Consider the following 14,563-nt stretch of genomic DNA (forward strand, 5'->3'; position numbering starts at 1 on the left):
ATACAAGCCATGCGGACTATTCCACGGTCACGGATTTGGCCAGATTGCGCGGCTGGTCCACGTCGGTGCCCTTGAGCACGGCGGTGTGATACGCGAGTAGCTGCAACGGGATCGCGAAGAGAACCGGAGCGATCCACGAGTTCAACGGGCCGTCGTGGGGCATGCCGACCCAGGTGTCATCCGGGCCCAGGGCGCGTGCCGCCGCCTCCTCGCCGATCACGATCAGCTCGCCGCCGCGGGCCCGTACCTCCTGCAGGTTGCTCGCGAGTTTCTCCAGCTGGGCGTCATCCGGTGCCACCGCAATGACCGGCATTTCGGCGTCCACGAGTGCCAGGGGCCCATGCTTGAGCTCGCCCGAAGGGTAAGCCTCCGCATGGATGTAGGAGATCTCCTTCAGCTTCAGGGCGCCCTCCAGCGCAATCGGGTAATGCACCCCCCGCCCCAGGAACAGCGCGTGGTGGCGCTCCACCAGATGCTCCGCCACCTGGGCGAGGCGCCCGTCCAGCTGCAGTGCGGCGTCGGCCATCGCCGGCAGGGCCTGCAGCGCCCGGATGCCGTCCTGGCGGTCGGCGGCCCCGAGCCGCGCGGTGCGCGCCGTATCACCGAGCAGGAGCACCAGGACGGCCAGCGCGGCGAGCTGGGTGGTGAAGGCCTTGGTGGAGGCGACGCCGATCTCGGGGCCGGCCTGGGTCATCAATACCAGGTCCGCGAGCCGGGCCATGGTGCTCTCGGGTACGTTGCAGATGGCCAGCCGCGCGGCGAAGGGCTCTTCGCGCGCCTGGCGCAGCACCGCCAGGGTGTCAGCGGTTTCCCCGGACTGCGACAGCACCAGCAGGAGGGTCCCGGGAGCGACCACATGCCGGCGATAGCGGTACTCGCTCGCCACCTCGACCTGTGCCGGCATGCCGAGATAATCCTCGATCCAGTACCGCGCCACCATGCCCGCGTGATAGCTGGTGCCGCAGGCGACGATCTGCACCGAGGTGACGTCGCACAACAGACGGTCGGTGTCCGGGCCGAGCAGATTCGGCAGCACGCCGTCATGACCGAACCGTCCGGCCAGGGTTTCGGCCAGCGCGCGCGGCTGCTCGTGGATCTCCTTGAGCATGAAATGGCGGTAGTCGCCGCGATCGGCGATGGTCACCTCGCAGCGGGTCTCGCGCGCCTCACGAGTGACCGTGTTGCCACGCGCATCCTCGATCTCGACGCGATCGCGTCGCAGGACCGCGATGTCGCCTTCTTCCAGATCGATGAACCGCTGGGTGACCGGCAGCAGTGCCTGCATGTCGGACGCCGCAAAGTTCTCGCCGATCCCCAGACCGATCAGCAGGGGCGACCCGTGACGGGCGACGATGACCCGGTCCGGTGCATCGGCCACGGTGACGGCCAGCGCCCACGCCCCCTGGAGGCGGGCGCAGACGCCGCGCACGGCCGCCACCGGTTCGTCCCCGGCAGCCAGCGCCTGTTCGATCAGGTGGGCGATGACCTCGCTGTCGGTGTCGGATGCACAGTTCCAGCCATCGGCCGCCAGGGCGTCCCGCAGGGCCGCATGGTTTTCGATGATGCCGTTGTGCGCAATGGCGACGCGCCGATCGCGCGACAGGTGCGGATGCGCATTCGCCTCGGAGGGCCGCCCGTGGGTAGCCCAGCGGGTGTGAGCCAGACCGGCCTGGCCCTGGAGCCCGGCCTGCGCGACCCGCTCCTCCAGCGCGGCGACCTTGCCCTCGGTACGAACGACGTCAATGCCGGCCGTGCGGGCGACCGCGACCCCGGCGGAGTCATAGCCCCGGTATTCCAGGCGGTGCAGGCCCTCGATCAGTAGCGGAACGATGTTGCGCTCGGCAATGCCGGTAACCAGTCCGCACATGGTTCAGTCCCCGTCTTCCGTTGCCTCGGTGCCGGTTTCGCCCGATTTCGGTCTCTTCGCCGGACGCTGCCAGCCTTCCACGGTCCGTGCCGGCGCCCGCGTCAGGGCCAGCGCGCCGTCCGGCACGTCGCGGCTGATGGTCGAGCCCGCGCCCACGGTCGCGCCCGCACCGATGGAAACCGGCGCGACCAGCGCGGTGTTGGAGCCGATGAACGCGTCCGCGCCAATCTCGGTGTGATGCTTGTTGGCCCCGTCGTAATTACAGGTGATGGTGCCTGCCCCCAGGTTGGCGCCGGTACCGACCCGCGCATCCCCGACGTAGGCAAGATGGTTGGCCTTGGCACCGGAATCCAGGCGCGCGTTTTTCACCTCGACAAAGTTGCCGACCCGGGCGTCCTCCCCCAGATCGGCCCCCGGACGCAGGCGCGCGAACGGACCGGCCTGGGCCCGCTCGCCGAGCCGGGCGCCCTCGACCACCGTATACGGCTGCAGCCGCGCGCCGGAAGCGATACGACAGTCACGCAGCACGCACCCCGCACCGATTTCTACATCATCGCCGAGGATCACCGTTCCCTCCACCACGACATTCACGTCCAGCCGGCAGTCGCGGCCGAACTCCAGCGTACCGCGGCAATCGAAACGGGCCGGGTCCGCCAGCGCGAGGCCCTCGCGCATGGATCGCTCCGCGATTTCCCGCTGCAGCAGGCGCTCCTGCGCTGCAAGCTGGGCCCGGTCGTTCACGCCAAGGACCGCGTCGGGGTCCTGGCTGTCGATCAGGGCCACCGACTGACCCTCGCCGCGGGCCACCGCCACCACATCCGTCAGATACCACTCGCGCCCGGCACCGGCCGGGGGCTCGCACGCACCCAGCCAGCGTCTCAGGGCCACGGCATCGCCGGCCAGGACCCCGGTATTGATGCGGTTCACGGCGGCCTCCGCAGCGTCCGTCTCCTTGTCCTCGACGATTCGCTCCAGATTGCCACGCGCGTCTTCGATCAGCCGTCCGTAGCCACGAGGATCGGCCACCCGGGTACCAAGCACCGCGAGCGTCTCCGGCGTACGGGCACACCCCTCCAGATCCGCCAACGGGATACGGGGCACGTCGCCATACAGCACCAGCACCCGCGCACCGTCAGGGATCCCCTCCAGGGCGCGGGCCACCGCATGGCCGGTCCCCCCGGGGTGCCCCTGATCCACCCAGCGCAGCTCCTCACGCTGCGAGAAGGCCGCCTGCACCGCCTCCCGGCCGTGGCTCACCACGACATGGACCGCACTGGCATCCAGCCGGTCCGCGCGCTCGAGCACGTGCGCCAGCATCGGCCGGCCACCCAGCGGCTGCAGCACCTTGGGCAGGGCCGAGCGCATCCGCGTGCCCTTGCCGGCGGCGAGTATGATCAGATGCAGTGGTTCCACCATTATCCTTCCATAACGAGTCCCGGCCGGGACCACAAACAACAAGGCCGCCCGAGAGAGGCGGCCTTGTGATCCTTCCCTGCCGTGGCTGCCGCCCTATCAGCGGCGGCGACGCAGCTTTTCGATCATCTGCAGCCGGGCCGCGGCTTCCGCGAGCTCGGCCTGCGCCTTGGCATAATCGAAGTCGGCCTGTTTGTCGGCCAGGGCTTCCTCTGCGCGCTTCTTGGCTTCGATCGCCTCGGCCTCGTCCAGGTCCTTCGCACGGACCGCGGTATCCGCGAGCACCGTGACGTGGCGCGGCTGCACCTCCATCACGCCCCCGGAGACGAACACCGGCTGGGGCTCCGCCCCTTCCTTTTCCTGGATGCGCAGTTCGCCCGGATTCAGACGAACGAGCATCTGCAGGTGACCGGCGTACACGCCGACCTCGCCTTCCTCGGCCGGGGCCGCGATCATCTCGGCCGTGCCGGAGTAGATCGATTCCTCGGCACTGACCACGTCCACATGCATTGTCATTGGCATGACAGGTGCTCCTTAGCCGAGTTTGTCGGCCTTCTCGACGGCTTCCTCGATGGTACCCACCATGTAGAACGCCTGCTCGGGCAGGTGATCGTACTCACCGTCCACGATGGCCTGGAAGGCACGGATGGTGTCCTTGAGCGACACGTACTTGCCGGGGGCACCGGTGAACACTTCCGCAACGAAGAACGGCTGCGACAGGAAGCGCTGGATCTTGCGCGCCCGGGCCACGACCAGTTTGTCGTCTTCCGACAGCTCGTCCATGCCGAGGATCGCGATGATGTCCTTCAGCTCCTTGTAGCGCTGCAGCGTACCCTGCACCGCACGCGCGGTGTCGTAGTGCTGCTGCCCGATGATCTGCGGATCCAGCTGACGCGAGGTCGAGTCCAGCGGGTCCACCGCGGGGTAGATCCCCAGCTCGGCAATCTGGCGCGACAGAACGACCGTGGCGTCCAGGTGCGCAAAGGTGGTGGCGGGCGACGGGTCGGTCAGGTCGTCCGCCGGCACGTAGACGGCCTGGATCGAGGTGATCGAGCCCTTCTTGGTCGAGGTGATGCGCTCCTGCAGCACACCCATTTCTTCCGCCAGCGTGGGCTGGTAACCCACGGCGGAAGGCATCCGGCCCAGCAGCGCCGAGACTTCGGTTCCGGCCAGGGTGTAACGGTAGATGTTGTCGATGAACATCAGCACGTCACGGCCTTCGTCGCGGAAGTACTCCGCCATCGTCAGGCCGGTCAGCGCCACGCGCAGACGGTTGCCCGGCGGCTCGTTCATCTGGCCGTAGACCAGCGCCACCTTGTCGAGCACGTTGGAGTCGTTCATCTCGTGATAGAAGTCGTTCCCTTCACGCGTACGCTCCCCGACGCCGGCAAACACCGAGTAGCCACTGTGCTCGATGGCGATGTTGCGGATGAGCTCCATCATGTTGACGGTCTTGCCCACGCCGGCGCCGCCGAACAGGCCCACCTTGCCGCCCTTTGCGAAGGGGCAGAGCAGGTCGATGACCTTGATCCCGGTTTCCAGCAGGTCCGTGGATCCCGCCTGTTCGTCAAAACTCGGGGCCTTGCGATGGATCGACCATTTTTCTTCGGTCTCCACGTCGCCGGCCTCGTCCACCGGGCGGCCCAGCACGTCCATCACCCGGCCCAGGGTGCCCTGGCCCACCGGCACGGAGATCGGGCCCCCGGTATTGGTCACGGCGGTCTGGCGCTTGAGGCCGTCGGTGCTGCCCATGGCGATGGTCCGGACGATCCCGTCGCCCAGCTGCTGCTGGACCTCGAGGGTCAGGCCGTTTTCCAGCGTCAGGGCGTCGTAGACCCTGGGCACCTCGCCGTGGGGGAACTCCACGTCCACGACGGCGCCGATGATTTCGACAATCTTTCCAGAGCTCATGCGTTCAATCCTCTAAGTCGTAATTCTTGCCGCGTCGGGCCTGCCGGAGGCGGTCGCTAGACCGCCGCGGCGCCGCTGACGATCTCGGAAATCTCCTGCGTGATCGCGGCCTGGCGTGCCTTGTTGTAGACCAGCTGGAGGTCCTTGATCATCGTGCCGGCGTTGTCGGATGCCGCCTTCATCGCCACCATCCGCGCGGCCATCTCGCAGGCCACGTTCTCGACCACGGCCTGATAGATCAGGGATTCCACGTAGCGCTCGACGAGGGTATCCAGGACCTCGTAGGGCTCCGGCTCGTAGATGTAGTCCCAGTGGTATTCCAGTTCTTCGTCCGCGCTCGGCGCGGTCGGCAGCAGCTGCGTGACCTGCGGCTTCTGCGTCATGGTATTGACGAACTTGTTTTCCACCAGGACGACGCGATCGATCTTTTCCTCGCGGAAATCGTCCAGCAACACCTTCACGGTTCCGATGAGATCGGAGAGGTGCGGGCGGTCACCGAGATCCGTGGCCTGCGCCACGATGTTGCCGCCCAGCCGCCGGAAGAACTGCAGCGCCTTGTTGCCGAACACGCAGAGATCCACCTCGACCCCTTCGTCGCGGTAGCGCCGCATTTCCGCGACCGCCTGCTTGAACAGGTTGGTGTTCAGGCCGCCACACAGCCCGCGGTCGGTGGACACCACGATCATGGCGACGCGCTTGACGTCGCGCTCCACCATGAACGGGTGACGGTACTGGGCGTTCGCCATCGCGACGTGACCAATCACGTCGCGGATCTTTTCGGCGTACGGCCGGGACTCCTGCATGCGGTCCTGGGCCTTGCGCATCTTGGACGCGGCCACCATTTCCATGGCCTTGGTGATCTTCTGAGTATTCTGGATACTCTTGATCTGCGTCCGGATCTCCTTCGTGCCCGCCATTGCGCGCTCCCGTTACCAGGTGTTCTTGGACTTGAACTCGTCCAGGGCGGCGGTCATGCGTTCCTGGATGGAGTCGTTGTAGTCGCCGCTGCTGTTGATCTCGTCGAGCAGCGCCTTCTGGTTCGAGCGCAGCCAGGCCTGGAGTTCGCGTTCGAAATCCACGACCTTGTCTTCCTCGACGTCGTCGAGGTAGCCCTGATTGGCCGCGTACAGCGAGAACGCCATCTCGCCGATGGACATCGGCTGGTACTGGCCCTGCTTCATCAGCTCGGTAACGCGCTTCCCGCGATCCAGCTGCTTGCGCGTGGTTTCGTCCAGATCGGAGGCGAACTGCGAAAACGCGGCCAGTTCGCGGTACTGGGCGAGGTCGAGACGCACGCTGCCGCCCAGCTTCTTGATGATCTTGGTCTGGGCCGAGCCACCGACACGGGAAACGGACAGACCGGCGTTGATCGCCGGGCGGATGCCCGAATTGAACAGGTCGGTTTCGAGGAAGATCTGACCGTCGGTGATCGAGATCACGTTGGTCGGCACGAACGCGGACACGTCGCCGGCCTGGGTCTCGATGATCGGCAGGGCGGTCAGCGATCCGGTCTGACCCTTGACCTCGCCATTGGTCGCACGCTCGACGTACTCCTCGTTGACGCGGGACGCACGTTCCAGCAGACGCGAATGCAGATAGAACACGTCACCCGGATAGGCTTCGCGGCCCGGCGGACGGCGCAGCAGCAGCGACACCTGACGATACGCCCAGGCCTGCTTGGTGAGGTCGTCGTAGACGATCAGGGCGTCCTCGCCCTTGTCACGGAAGTATTCGCCCATCGCGCAGCCGGCGTAGGGGGCGATGAACTGCATCGCGGCGGATTCGGACGCGTTGGCCGCGACAACGATGGTGTTATCCATCGCGCCGGCCTGCTCGAGCTTGTTCACCACCGACGCCACCGAGGAGGCCTTCTGGCCAACGGCGACGTAGATGCACTTCACGCCGGAATCCTTCTGGTTGATGATCGCATCCACGGCCACGGCGGTCTTGCCGGTCTGGCGGTCGCCGATGATCAGCTCGCGCTGACCGCGGCCGACGGGGACCATGGCGTCGATGGCCTTGATGCCGCTCTGCAGCGGCTGGTCCACGCCCTGTCGTTCGATGACGCCGGGCGCCATGCGCTCGATCGGGCTGGTCTGACCGGTCTCGATCGCGCCCTTGCCGTCCAGCGGCTGCCCGAGCGAATCGACCACGCGGCCGAGCAGCTCGTCGCCCACCGGGACCTCGAGGATGCGGCCGGTGCACTTGACGGTGTCGCCTTCGCGCAGGTGGTTGTAATCACCGAGGATCACCACACCCACGGAGTCGCGCTCGAGGTTGAGCGCCATGCCGTAGGTTTCGCCGGGGAAGGCGAGCATTTCGCCCTGCATGACGTCGCCCAGGCCGTGAACGCGGGCGATGCCGTCCTGCAGGCTGACCACGGTGCCCTCGTTCGAGGCCTCGGAGCCCGCATCGAACTTGTCGATGCGCTGTTTGATCAGATCACTGATCTCGGAGGGATTCAGTTGCATGATAATTTCCTCTTAGCGACTCAAATTGGCAGCCAGGCGGTCCAGCTGGCCTCGCACGGAGCCGTCGATGACCAGGTCGCCGGCGCGGATGATGGCCCCTCCAAGAAGGGAGCTGTCGACCGAGGAGGTCAGATCCACTTCGCGGCCGAGACGTTCGGACAGCGCCTTGTGGATCTCTTTCTCCTGCGCCTGGGTGAGTTTGCGGAACGCAATGACCTCGGCCTCCACGCGGCTTTCGGCTTCGGCCTTCAGCGCGTTGAAGGCCTCGCTCACGGCCGGCAACGCCGGCAGGCGACCGTTCTCGCCCAGCAGGCGGACCAGATTGGCCACACCGTCGTTGAGCTTGCCCTCGGCGATGTCCAGCACGAGCTGGGCACGCTTGTCCCGCGGCACCCGGGGATTCGAGAGGAGATCGTGCATCCGGGAATCGCCGGCGATCGCCGCCAGCAATTCCAGCTGCTCGGCCCAGCCGGCGAGGTCCTGGTCCTCGCGTGCCCGCTCGAAAGCGGCGCGGGCGTAGGGTCGGGCTACCGAAATCAGGTCTGACATAGCCTCTCCTTACAGCTTGGCAGCGAGCTTCTTGAGAAGGTCACCGTGGGCCTTGGCGTCAATCTCCTTGGCCAGGATCTGCTCGGCACCCTGCACCGCCAGGTCGGAGACCTGCTTGCGCAGTTCCTCCTTCGCGCGGTTGAGCTCCTGCTCGGCTTCGGCCTGCGCCGATTCCTTGATTCGCTCCCCTTCCTCGCGGGCGTTGGTGCGGGCTTCCTCGACGAGCTCGTTGGCACGCTTCTGAGCGGAGGCGACGATGTCGTTGGCCTGCTGCTTGGCCTCCTTGATGACCTCGGTCGCACGCTCCTGGGCCAGCTCCTGTTCCTTCTCGCCGCGTTCGGCGGCCGCGAGGCCGTCGGCGATCTTCTTGCGCCGTGCCTCCAGGGCCTGGGTCAGCGGCGGCCAGACGAATCGCATGGTGAACCATACGAAAACGCTGAAGGCCAGCAGCTGCCCGATGATGGTGAGATTGATATTCATCCTGCTACCTCAGGTTGACGAGTGGTGAGGGATCCTCGTGACTCGATCAGCCCTTAGCCGAGAACGAACAGGACGTACAGGCCGATACCCACCGAGATCATCGGCACGGCGTCGGTCAGACCCACAACGATGAAGAAGTTGGTGCGCAGCATCGGGATCAGTTCCGGCTGACGGGCAGCGCCTTCGAGGAAGCGACCCCCGAGGGTGGCGACACCAATCGCGGCGCCGATAGCGGCCATGCCCATCATCAGAGCGGCGGCGATAATAACCAGAGCGTTAGCCATTTCCATCGTAATATCTCCAGTGAAGTTGAGACGGTCGGTTGAAGTTAAGGGTTATCAGTGGTCTTCCGAGTGAGCCATGTCCAGATAGACGATGGTCAGCACCATGAAGATGAAGGCCTGCAGCGGCACCACGAGGATGTGGAAGATCGCCCAGCCGACGTGCAGCACGCCCCCGGCGAGCCCGAACATCAGTCCGGCGGAGTACATCAGGCCGATGAGGATAAAGATCATCTCGGCGGCGTACAGGTTGCCGAACAGTCGCAGGGCGAGAGAAGCCGGTTTGGCCAGGAGGTCGACGACTTCCAGCACGAAGTTGGCCACCCAGGTCAGGGGCTTCAGCGGGGCGATGGAGGTCTGGAACGGCGCACCGGTCAGCTCCTTGAAGAAACCCACCGGACCCTTGATCTTCAGCGAGTAATAGATGATGAGAATGAACACGCCCAGCGCCAGGCCGATCGTCACGTTGATGTCGGTCGTGGGCACGATCTTGAAGTACGGGATGCCCAGCAGATAGGCGAGGTGCGGGATCAGATCCACCGGCACCAGGTCCATCAGGTTGAGCAGGAAGATCCAGATGAAGATGGTCAGTGCCAGCGGCGCGATGAGGTCGTTCTTGTGCTTGAACGAACCGCGCACGTTGGTGTCGACGAATTCCATGATCCATTCGACGAAGTTCTGCCAGCCACCGGGTACACCTGCGGTGACCCGCTTGGCCGCGTAACGGAAGCTGAGGATGAACAGCAGGCCGAGCCCGATGGACCAGATCATCGAATCGACGTGGATGGCCCAGAAACCCATCTCGGCGGCCTCCGATGCGCTCATCGCGAAGCCGAGCCCGTCCTCCGGGTGATACCCGAAGGTCAGGTTCGTGAGATGGTGATTGATATGGTCGTCCATTTCTGAAGCCATGTCGCTATCTCTTCATTGCTTGGGCGGATGCCCGGTGGACCCACCACACGGGCAGAAGATGCACCGCGAGAAAGCCACCGAACAGGGCGGGCAGGTCGGGGTTCTCGTAACCCGCGAACACCGCCGCAAATGCGGCTGCGATGAGCAGCAGCCGGAATACCTGAGCCAGCATCATGCGCCCGGCCAGGTTCCGGGCAGCCGACGCACGATACGCCCCGAAGACCGCAAATACCATCACGGCGTTTCCGAGGGCGGCAATCCCGCCGCCGAGCGCCATCGAGATGGCGGCCGACGGTAACGACAGCACCAGCAAGAGCACCGTCAGGAGAAGGGTGACTGCGAGCTGCAGACCGAGCGACTGGATGGCAGGGCTGAAGCGTCGCGGTGTCATCTGGTGGATGGGCACAACCCACCCCTCTCCGGAAAATTGCGCGCAGTATAAGTGGGCCCTTAAGGGAGGTCAACGCGACCCGCGGGGGCCGACCGGGTTACTGAATATGTGACAGGATTCCGTCGAGCTCGTCGAGGGAGTTGTATTCGATCACCAGCCGGCCCTTGCCCTGACGGTTGTAACGCACCTGGACGGGAGCACCCAGGGTGTCGGCAAGGCGGCTCTCCAGCTGCCGGATCTCGGGCGGGGGCTCGGTCGCGACCGGCTCGGCATCCTTCTGCTCGAGGGTCCGGCGCACCAGCTGCTCGGTGGCGCGTACCGAGAGGCCACGCTTGACGATGCGCTCGGCGACTTCGGGCTGATCGTCGACCGGCAGGGCGAGGATGCAGCGGGCGTGGCCCATCTCGAGGCGGCCCTCGTCGACATGAACCTTGACCGCGTCGTGGAGCTCCAGCAGCCGCAGGAGGTTGGTCACCGCGGTGCGCGAGCGGCCGACGGCGGTGGCCGCGTCCTGGTGGGTCAGTTCGAATTCGCCGATCAGGCGGTGGATGGCACTGGCTTCCTCCAGCGGGTTGAGGTTCTCCCGCTGGATGTTCTCGATCAGGGCCATCGCGGCGGCCGCCTGGTCGGGGATCTCGCGGATCACTGCGGGGACCGTTTCGAGGCCTGCCTGCTGGGCGGCGCGCCAGCGTCGCTCGCCGGCGATCAGCTCGTAGCCTTCGTCCACCGGCCGCAGGACCACCGGCTGAACGATGCCCTGCGAGCGGATGGATTCGGTCAGTTCGGCCAGCGCTTCTTCGGATATCCGGCCGCGCGGCTGGTAACGGCCGCGGCGGATGCGTTCGACCGGCACGGACTCCAGGCGATCCTCTTCACCGGGCTCTTCGGAGGCCCCGCTGAGCAGCGCGTCGATACCACGTCCGAGTCGTCCACTGTTTCTTCTGGCCATGTGTCGAATCCTGCCGAAAGGAGCAATCAGCGGCGCAGCAGTTCGCCTGCCAGGGCGAGATAGGCGACCGCGCCGCGCGATGAAGCATCATACAACAGAGCAGGCTGACCGAAGCTGGGGGCTTCGGCCAGGCGGATGTTGCGCGGGATCACGGTATTGTAGACCCGGTCGCCGAAATACCCGGTCAGCTGCTCGGAGACGTCGCCGGCGAGACGGTTGCGGGCATCGAACATGGTGCGCAGCAGTCCGGCGATGCGCAGGCGGGGATTGGGCCCGCGCTGGATGCTCTCAATGGTGCGCATCAGCGCGGTTAGGCCCTCGAGGGCGTAGTACTCGCACTGCATGGGGATGACGACGCCATCGGCGGCGACCAGACCGTTGACCGTCAGCAGATTGAGCGACGGGGGGCAGTCGACCAGCACGTAGTCCCAGCGGCCACGGGCATCCGCCAGGGCCTGTTGCAGGCGATATTCGCGGCCCTCTTCCTCCATCAGGCGCACCTCGGCCACGGTCAGGTCACCGTTGGCCGGCAGCAGATCGAAGCCGGCCTCGACGCGTTGCACGACATCATCCAGGGGCGCATCACCCAGCAGGACGTCGCAGGTGGTGCGTACGGCGGCATGCTTGTCTTCGCCGGATCCCGTGGTCGCGTTGCCCTGCGGGTCCATGTCGACCACCAGCACCGAACGACCCAGACGGGCGAGCGATGCGGCCAGGTTGACGCAGGTGGTCGTCTTGCCGACGCCGCCCTTCTGGTTGGTGATCGCAAGGGTCTCGGTCACGGCGCAGTTCTCTCGATGATGGCGATGTGACGGGGGGCGTGCTCGCCGGGAATGGTAACCGGCTCGACCGCTTGATACGACCACGGTGCCGGCAACGCTTCGCGGGCACGGTCGGCGGGGCCCAGCATCGCCAGTACCCGCCCCTGCGGGGCGACCAGATGGCCGGCGCGCTGCAGGGTCTCGGCGGGGGCCTTGAAGGCGCGCGAGACCAGGGTATCGAACGGGGCCTGCGGCGCGAACTGCTCGATCCGCAGATGCCGGGCCTCGACGTTTTCCGTCCGCAGCAGGCCGATCACGTGACGCAGGAAACGAACACGCTTGGCGGCACTGTCCAGCAGGCAGTACCGCCGCTTTGCGGCCACATCGCCGTCGGGGGCGTAGGCATCGGCCAGGGCCAGGATCAGCCCCGGCAGTCCGGCGCCGGTTCCCACATCCAGGATACGCTGCCCGTGCAGCCACGGGCGCAGGCTGAGACTGTCGAAGACATGCCGCGACACCATCTGCTGCGGGTCGCGCACCGCGCTCAGGTTGTGCACCCGGTTCCAGCGCTCGAGCTGACTCAGCCAGGTCACGAGCGCGTCGATCGCGGGTTCCGTCAGGCCCGCGGCGGGGGCGTGGAGCGCAAGCTCCGCACGCCAGGTGTCCTCATTCGCCACTGGCGCGCTGCTTCAGATGCACGGCGAGGGCGGACAGCGCGGCCGGCGTCACGCCGGGAATGCGCCCCGCCTGGGCCAGGGTGTGGGGACGAAACTCGGCGAGCTTCTGCCGGAGTTCGGCGGACAGGCCATGCACACGGTCGTAGTCCAGGTTTTCCGGCAGCGGCGTGTTTTCCGCGCGCTCCTGACGCCGGACCTCGGTCTGCTGACGTTCGATGTAGCCGGCATATTTCGTCTGGATCTCGACCTGCTCGCAGACGTCGGCGGGCAGGGTCGCAGCCAGCTCGGGCAGGCAGGCCATCAGGCCGGGATAATCCACGTTCGGGCGACGCAGGAGGTCTTCCAGGGTCGCTTCGGGATCGGGTGTCTGGCCGAGATAGGCGACCAGGGCCTCGTTGCGGCGCTGTTCGCGCGACAGTCGGGTCGCACCCAGGCGCGCGCGTTCGGCCTCGACCTGTTCGGCACGGCGACCGAACACGGTCCAGCGTTCATCATCGACCAGGCCCATTTCGCGGCCCGCCGGCGTGAGGCGCAGGTCGGCGTTGTCCTCGCGCAGCAGCAGGCGATGTTCGGCGCGCGAGGTGAACATCCGGTAGGGCTCGCGGGTACCGCGGGTGACCAGATCGTCGATCAGCACCCCGATGTAGGCCTCGGAACGCTGCGGGACCCACGGGTCGTGCCCGGCGACGTGGCGGGCGGCGTTGAGGCCGGCCACCAGCCCCTGGGCGGCCGCTTCCTCGTAGCCGGTCGTACCGTTGATCTGGCCCGCGAGGAACAGGTTGCCGACGTCGCGGGTGGCCAGCGCCGGGGTCAGGCCGCGCGGGTCGAAGAAATCGTATTCGATCGCATACCCCGGACGGGTGATGTGTGCGTGCGCGAAGCCGGGGATGCTGCGGACCAGGTCAACCTGTACCTCCCAGGGGAGGCTGGTGGAGATGCCGTTGGGATACAGCTCGTGGGTATCCAGGCCTTCGGGTTCCACAAAGATCTGGTGACTGTCCTTGTCCGCGAAGCGCACGACCTTGTCCTCGATCGACGGACAGTAGCGCGGGCCGGTGCTGTCGATGGCCCCGGAATACATCGGCGAGCGCTCGAGGTTGTCGCGGATGATCGCGTGGGTATGCTCGGTGGTCCGGGCGATGTGACAGGCACGCTGCGGCGGATGCTCGTCGCGCGAACCGATGAACGAGAAGACCGGTCGCGGATCGTCGCCGGGCTGACGTTCCAGCACGGAAAAGTCGACGCTGCGGCCGTCGATGCGTGGCGGGGTACCGGTCTTCAGCCGGCCGACATCGAACGCCATCTCGCGCAGGCGCGCCGCCAGGCGTTCGCTCGGCGGGTCGCCGGCGCGGCCACCGGCCTGGTTCTGCTCGCCGGTATGCATCCGGCCGTTGAGGAAGGTGCCCACGGTCAGCACCACCGAGCCGGCCTCGAAGCGGATCCCGCCGTCGGTCACCACCGCCGCAGCGCGGTCACCGTCGAGCACGACATCAGCCACGCCCTGCTGAAAGACCCGCAGGTTGGGGCACTGGTCGACGGCGCGGCGCACGGCCAGGCGATAGAGCTGGCGATCCGACTGGGCGCGGGTCGCGCGCACCGCCGGCCCCTTGCGCCGGTTCAGGACGCGGAAATGGATACCCGCGGCATCCGCGGCCCGCGCCATGACCCCGCCCAGCGCATCGATCTCCCTGACCAGATGCCCCTTGCCAATGCCGCCGATCGCCGGGTTGCAGCTCATCTGCCCGACGGTCTCGAGGTTGTGCGTCAGCAGCAGGGTTTGCGCACCGGTACGCGCGGCCGCCAGGGCTGCCTCGGTACCGGCATGCCCGCCGCCCACTACGATGACATCGAAGGATTCCGCCATGCTCCAGAACTTCCCGGCCCGGGGGTCGGGCCACTGC

15 protein-coding genes are annotated in these 14,563 nt (G+C 66.5%); all 15 read right to left on the minus strand.

The window, feature by feature from the left end:
* Nucleotides 1–16 precede the first annotated feature (16 nt).
* A complete protein-coding gene (gene glmS / locus F620_RS0102450) occupies nt 17–1,867 on the minus strand; it encodes a glutamine--fructose-6-phosphate transaminase (isomerizing) (protein ID WP_019569321.1) in 1,851 nt (616 codons plus the stop codon).
* Between the two features lie 3 nt (nt 1,868–1,870).
* Entirely contained in the window at nt 1,871–3,280 is a 1,410-nt protein-coding gene (gene glmU, locus F620_RS0102455) for a bifunctional UDP-N-acetylglucosamine diphosphorylase/glucosamine-1-phosphate N-acetyltransferase GlmU (protein ID WP_026331287.1), read from the minus strand.
* Nucleotides 3,281–3,379: 99 nt separating this feature from the next.
* Nucleotides 3,380–3,802: a F0F1 ATP synthase subunit epsilon gene (locus F620_RS0102460; RefSeq protein WP_026331288.1), complete on the minus strand. Its 423-nt coding sequence runs from the start codon at nt 3,800–3,802 to the stop codon at nt 3,380–3,382.
* 12 nt (nt 3,803–3,814) lie between these two features.
* Entirely contained in the window at nt 3,815–5,191 is a 1,377-nt protein-coding gene (atpD, locus tag F620_RS0102465; protein ID WP_018868907.1) for a F0F1 ATP synthase subunit beta, read from the minus strand.
* Nucleotides 5,192–5,247: 56 nt separating this feature from the next.
* On the minus strand, nt 5,248–6,108 hold the full coding sequence (gene atpG, locus F620_RS0102470; RefSeq protein ID WP_019569324.1) for a F0F1 ATP synthase subunit gamma: 861 nt from the start codon (nt 6,106–6,108) through the stop codon (nt 5,248–5,250).
* 12 nt (nt 6,109–6,120) lie between these two features.
* On the minus strand, nt 6,121–7,662 hold the full coding sequence (gene atpA, locus F620_RS0102475; protein ID WP_018868905.1) for a F0F1 ATP synthase subunit alpha: 1,542 nt from the start codon (nt 7,660–7,662) through the stop codon (nt 6,121–6,123).
* Nucleotides 7,663–7,674: 12 nt separating this feature from the next.
* Nucleotides 7,675–8,211 carry a F0F1 ATP synthase subunit delta gene (locus tag F620_RS0102480; protein WP_018868904.1) on the minus strand — a complete coding sequence of 179 codons (537 nt, stop codon included), beginning with the start codon at nt 8,209–8,211 and terminating at the stop codon, nt 7,675–7,677.
* Nucleotides 8,212–8,220: 9 nt separating this feature from the next.
* Nucleotides 8,221–8,691 (minus strand): F0F1 ATP synthase subunit B, encoded by a 471-nt coding sequence (locus tag F620_RS0102485; RefSeq protein WP_018868903.1) that lies wholly within the window; start codon nt 8,689–8,691, stop codon nt 8,221–8,223.
* A 53-nt stretch (nt 8,692–8,744) separates the two neighbouring features.
* Nucleotides 8,745–8,981, minus strand: coding sequence for a F0F1 ATP synthase subunit C (gene atpE, locus F620_RS0102490; RefSeq protein WP_018868902.1), 237 nt, complete (start codon nt 8,979–8,981; stop codon nt 8,745–8,747).
* 48 nt (nt 8,982–9,029) lie between these two features.
* Nucleotides 9,030–9,872, minus strand: coding sequence for a F0F1 ATP synthase subunit A (gene atpB / locus F620_RS0102495; protein ID WP_019569325.1), 843 nt, complete (start codon nt 9,870–9,872; stop codon nt 9,030–9,032).
* Nucleotides 9,873–9,888: 16 nt separating this feature from the next.
* Nucleotides 9,889–10,290: an ATP synthase subunit I gene (locus tag F620_RS0102500; RefSeq protein WP_018868900.1), complete on the minus strand. Its 402-nt coding sequence runs from the start codon at nt 10,288–10,290 to the stop codon at nt 9,889–9,891.
* A gap of 82 nt (nt 10,291–10,372) precedes the next feature.
* Complete coding sequence (locus F620_RS0102505) at nt 10,373–11,224, minus strand: ParB/RepB/Spo0J family partition protein (RefSeq protein ID WP_019569326.1); 852 nt, start codon at nt 11,222–11,224, stop codon at nt 10,373–10,375.
* A 26-nt stretch (nt 11,225–11,250) separates the two neighbouring features.
* Nucleotides 11,251–12,006 (minus strand): ParA family protein, encoded by a 756-nt coding sequence (locus tag F620_RS0102510; protein WP_019569327.1) that lies wholly within the window; start codon nt 12,004–12,006, stop codon nt 11,251–11,253.
* Complete coding sequence (gene rsmG / locus F620_RS0102515; protein ID WP_019569328.1) at nt 12,003–12,662, minus strand: 16S rRNA (guanine(527)-N(7))-methyltransferase RsmG; 660 nt, start codon at nt 12,660–12,662, stop codon at nt 12,003–12,005. Before rsmG ends, F620_RS0102510 begins: the two co-directional genes overlap by 4 nt.
* The gene (gene mnmG / locus F620_RS0102520; RefSeq protein WP_019569329.1) at nt 12,652–14,526 is read right to left on the minus strand and encodes a tRNA uridine-5-carboxymethylaminomethyl(34) synthesis enzyme MnmG; all 1,875 of its coding nucleotides are present in this window, start codon (nt 14,524–14,526) and stop codon (nt 12,652–12,654) included. The genes rsmG and mnmG overlap by 11 nt, the downstream gene beginning before the upstream one ends.
* Nucleotides 14,527–14,563: the final 37 nt, after the last annotated feature.

Source organism: Thioalkalivibrio sp. ALE11 (assembly GCF_000381205.1).
Taxonomy (GTDB): Bacteria; Pseudomonadota; Gammaproteobacteria; order Ectothiorhodospirales; family Ectothiorhodospiraceae; genus Thioalkalivibrio.

Coding starts and splice junctions, on each gene's coding strand:
- atpA (WP_018868905.1), bottom strand. CDS start 7,662: ATGCAACTGAATCCCTCCGAGATCAGTGATCTGATCAAACAGCGCATC.
- atpD (WP_018868907.1), bottom strand. CDS start 5,191: ATGAGCTCTGGAAAGATTGTCGAAATCATCGGCGCCGTCGTGGACGTG.
- F620_RS0102485 (WP_018868903.1), bottom strand. CDS start 8,691: ATGAATATCAATCTCACCATCATCGGGCAGCTGCTGGCCTTCAGCGTT.
- F620_RS0102460 (WP_026331288.1), bottom strand. CDS start 3,802: ATGCCAATGACAATGCATGTGGACGTGGTCAGTGCCGAGGAATCGATC.
- atpB (WP_019569325.1), bottom strand. CDS start 9,872: ATGGACGACCATATCAATCACCATCTCACGAACCTGACCTTCGGGTAT.
- atpG (WP_019569324.1), bottom strand. CDS start 6,108: ATGGCGGGCACGAAGGAGATCCGGACGCAGATCAAGAGTATCCAGAAT.
- atpE (WP_018868902.1), bottom strand. CDS start 8,981: ATGGAAATGGCTAACGCTCTGGTTATTATCGCCGCCGCTCTGATGATG.
- mnmG (WP_019569329.1), bottom strand. CDS start 14,526: ATGGCGGAATCCTTCGATGTCATCGTAGTGGGCGGCGGGCATGCCGGT.
- glmS (WP_019569321.1), bottom strand. CDS start 1,867: ATGTGCGGACTGGTTACCGGCATTGCCGAGCGCAACATCGTTCCGCTA.
- F620_RS0102480 (WP_018868904.1), bottom strand. CDS start 8,211: ATGTCAGACCTGATTTCGGTAGCCCGACCCTACGCCCGCGCCGCTTTC.
- F620_RS0102505 (WP_019569326.1), bottom strand. CDS start 11,224: ATGGCCAGAAGAAACAGTGGACGACTCGGACGTGGTATCGACGCGCTG.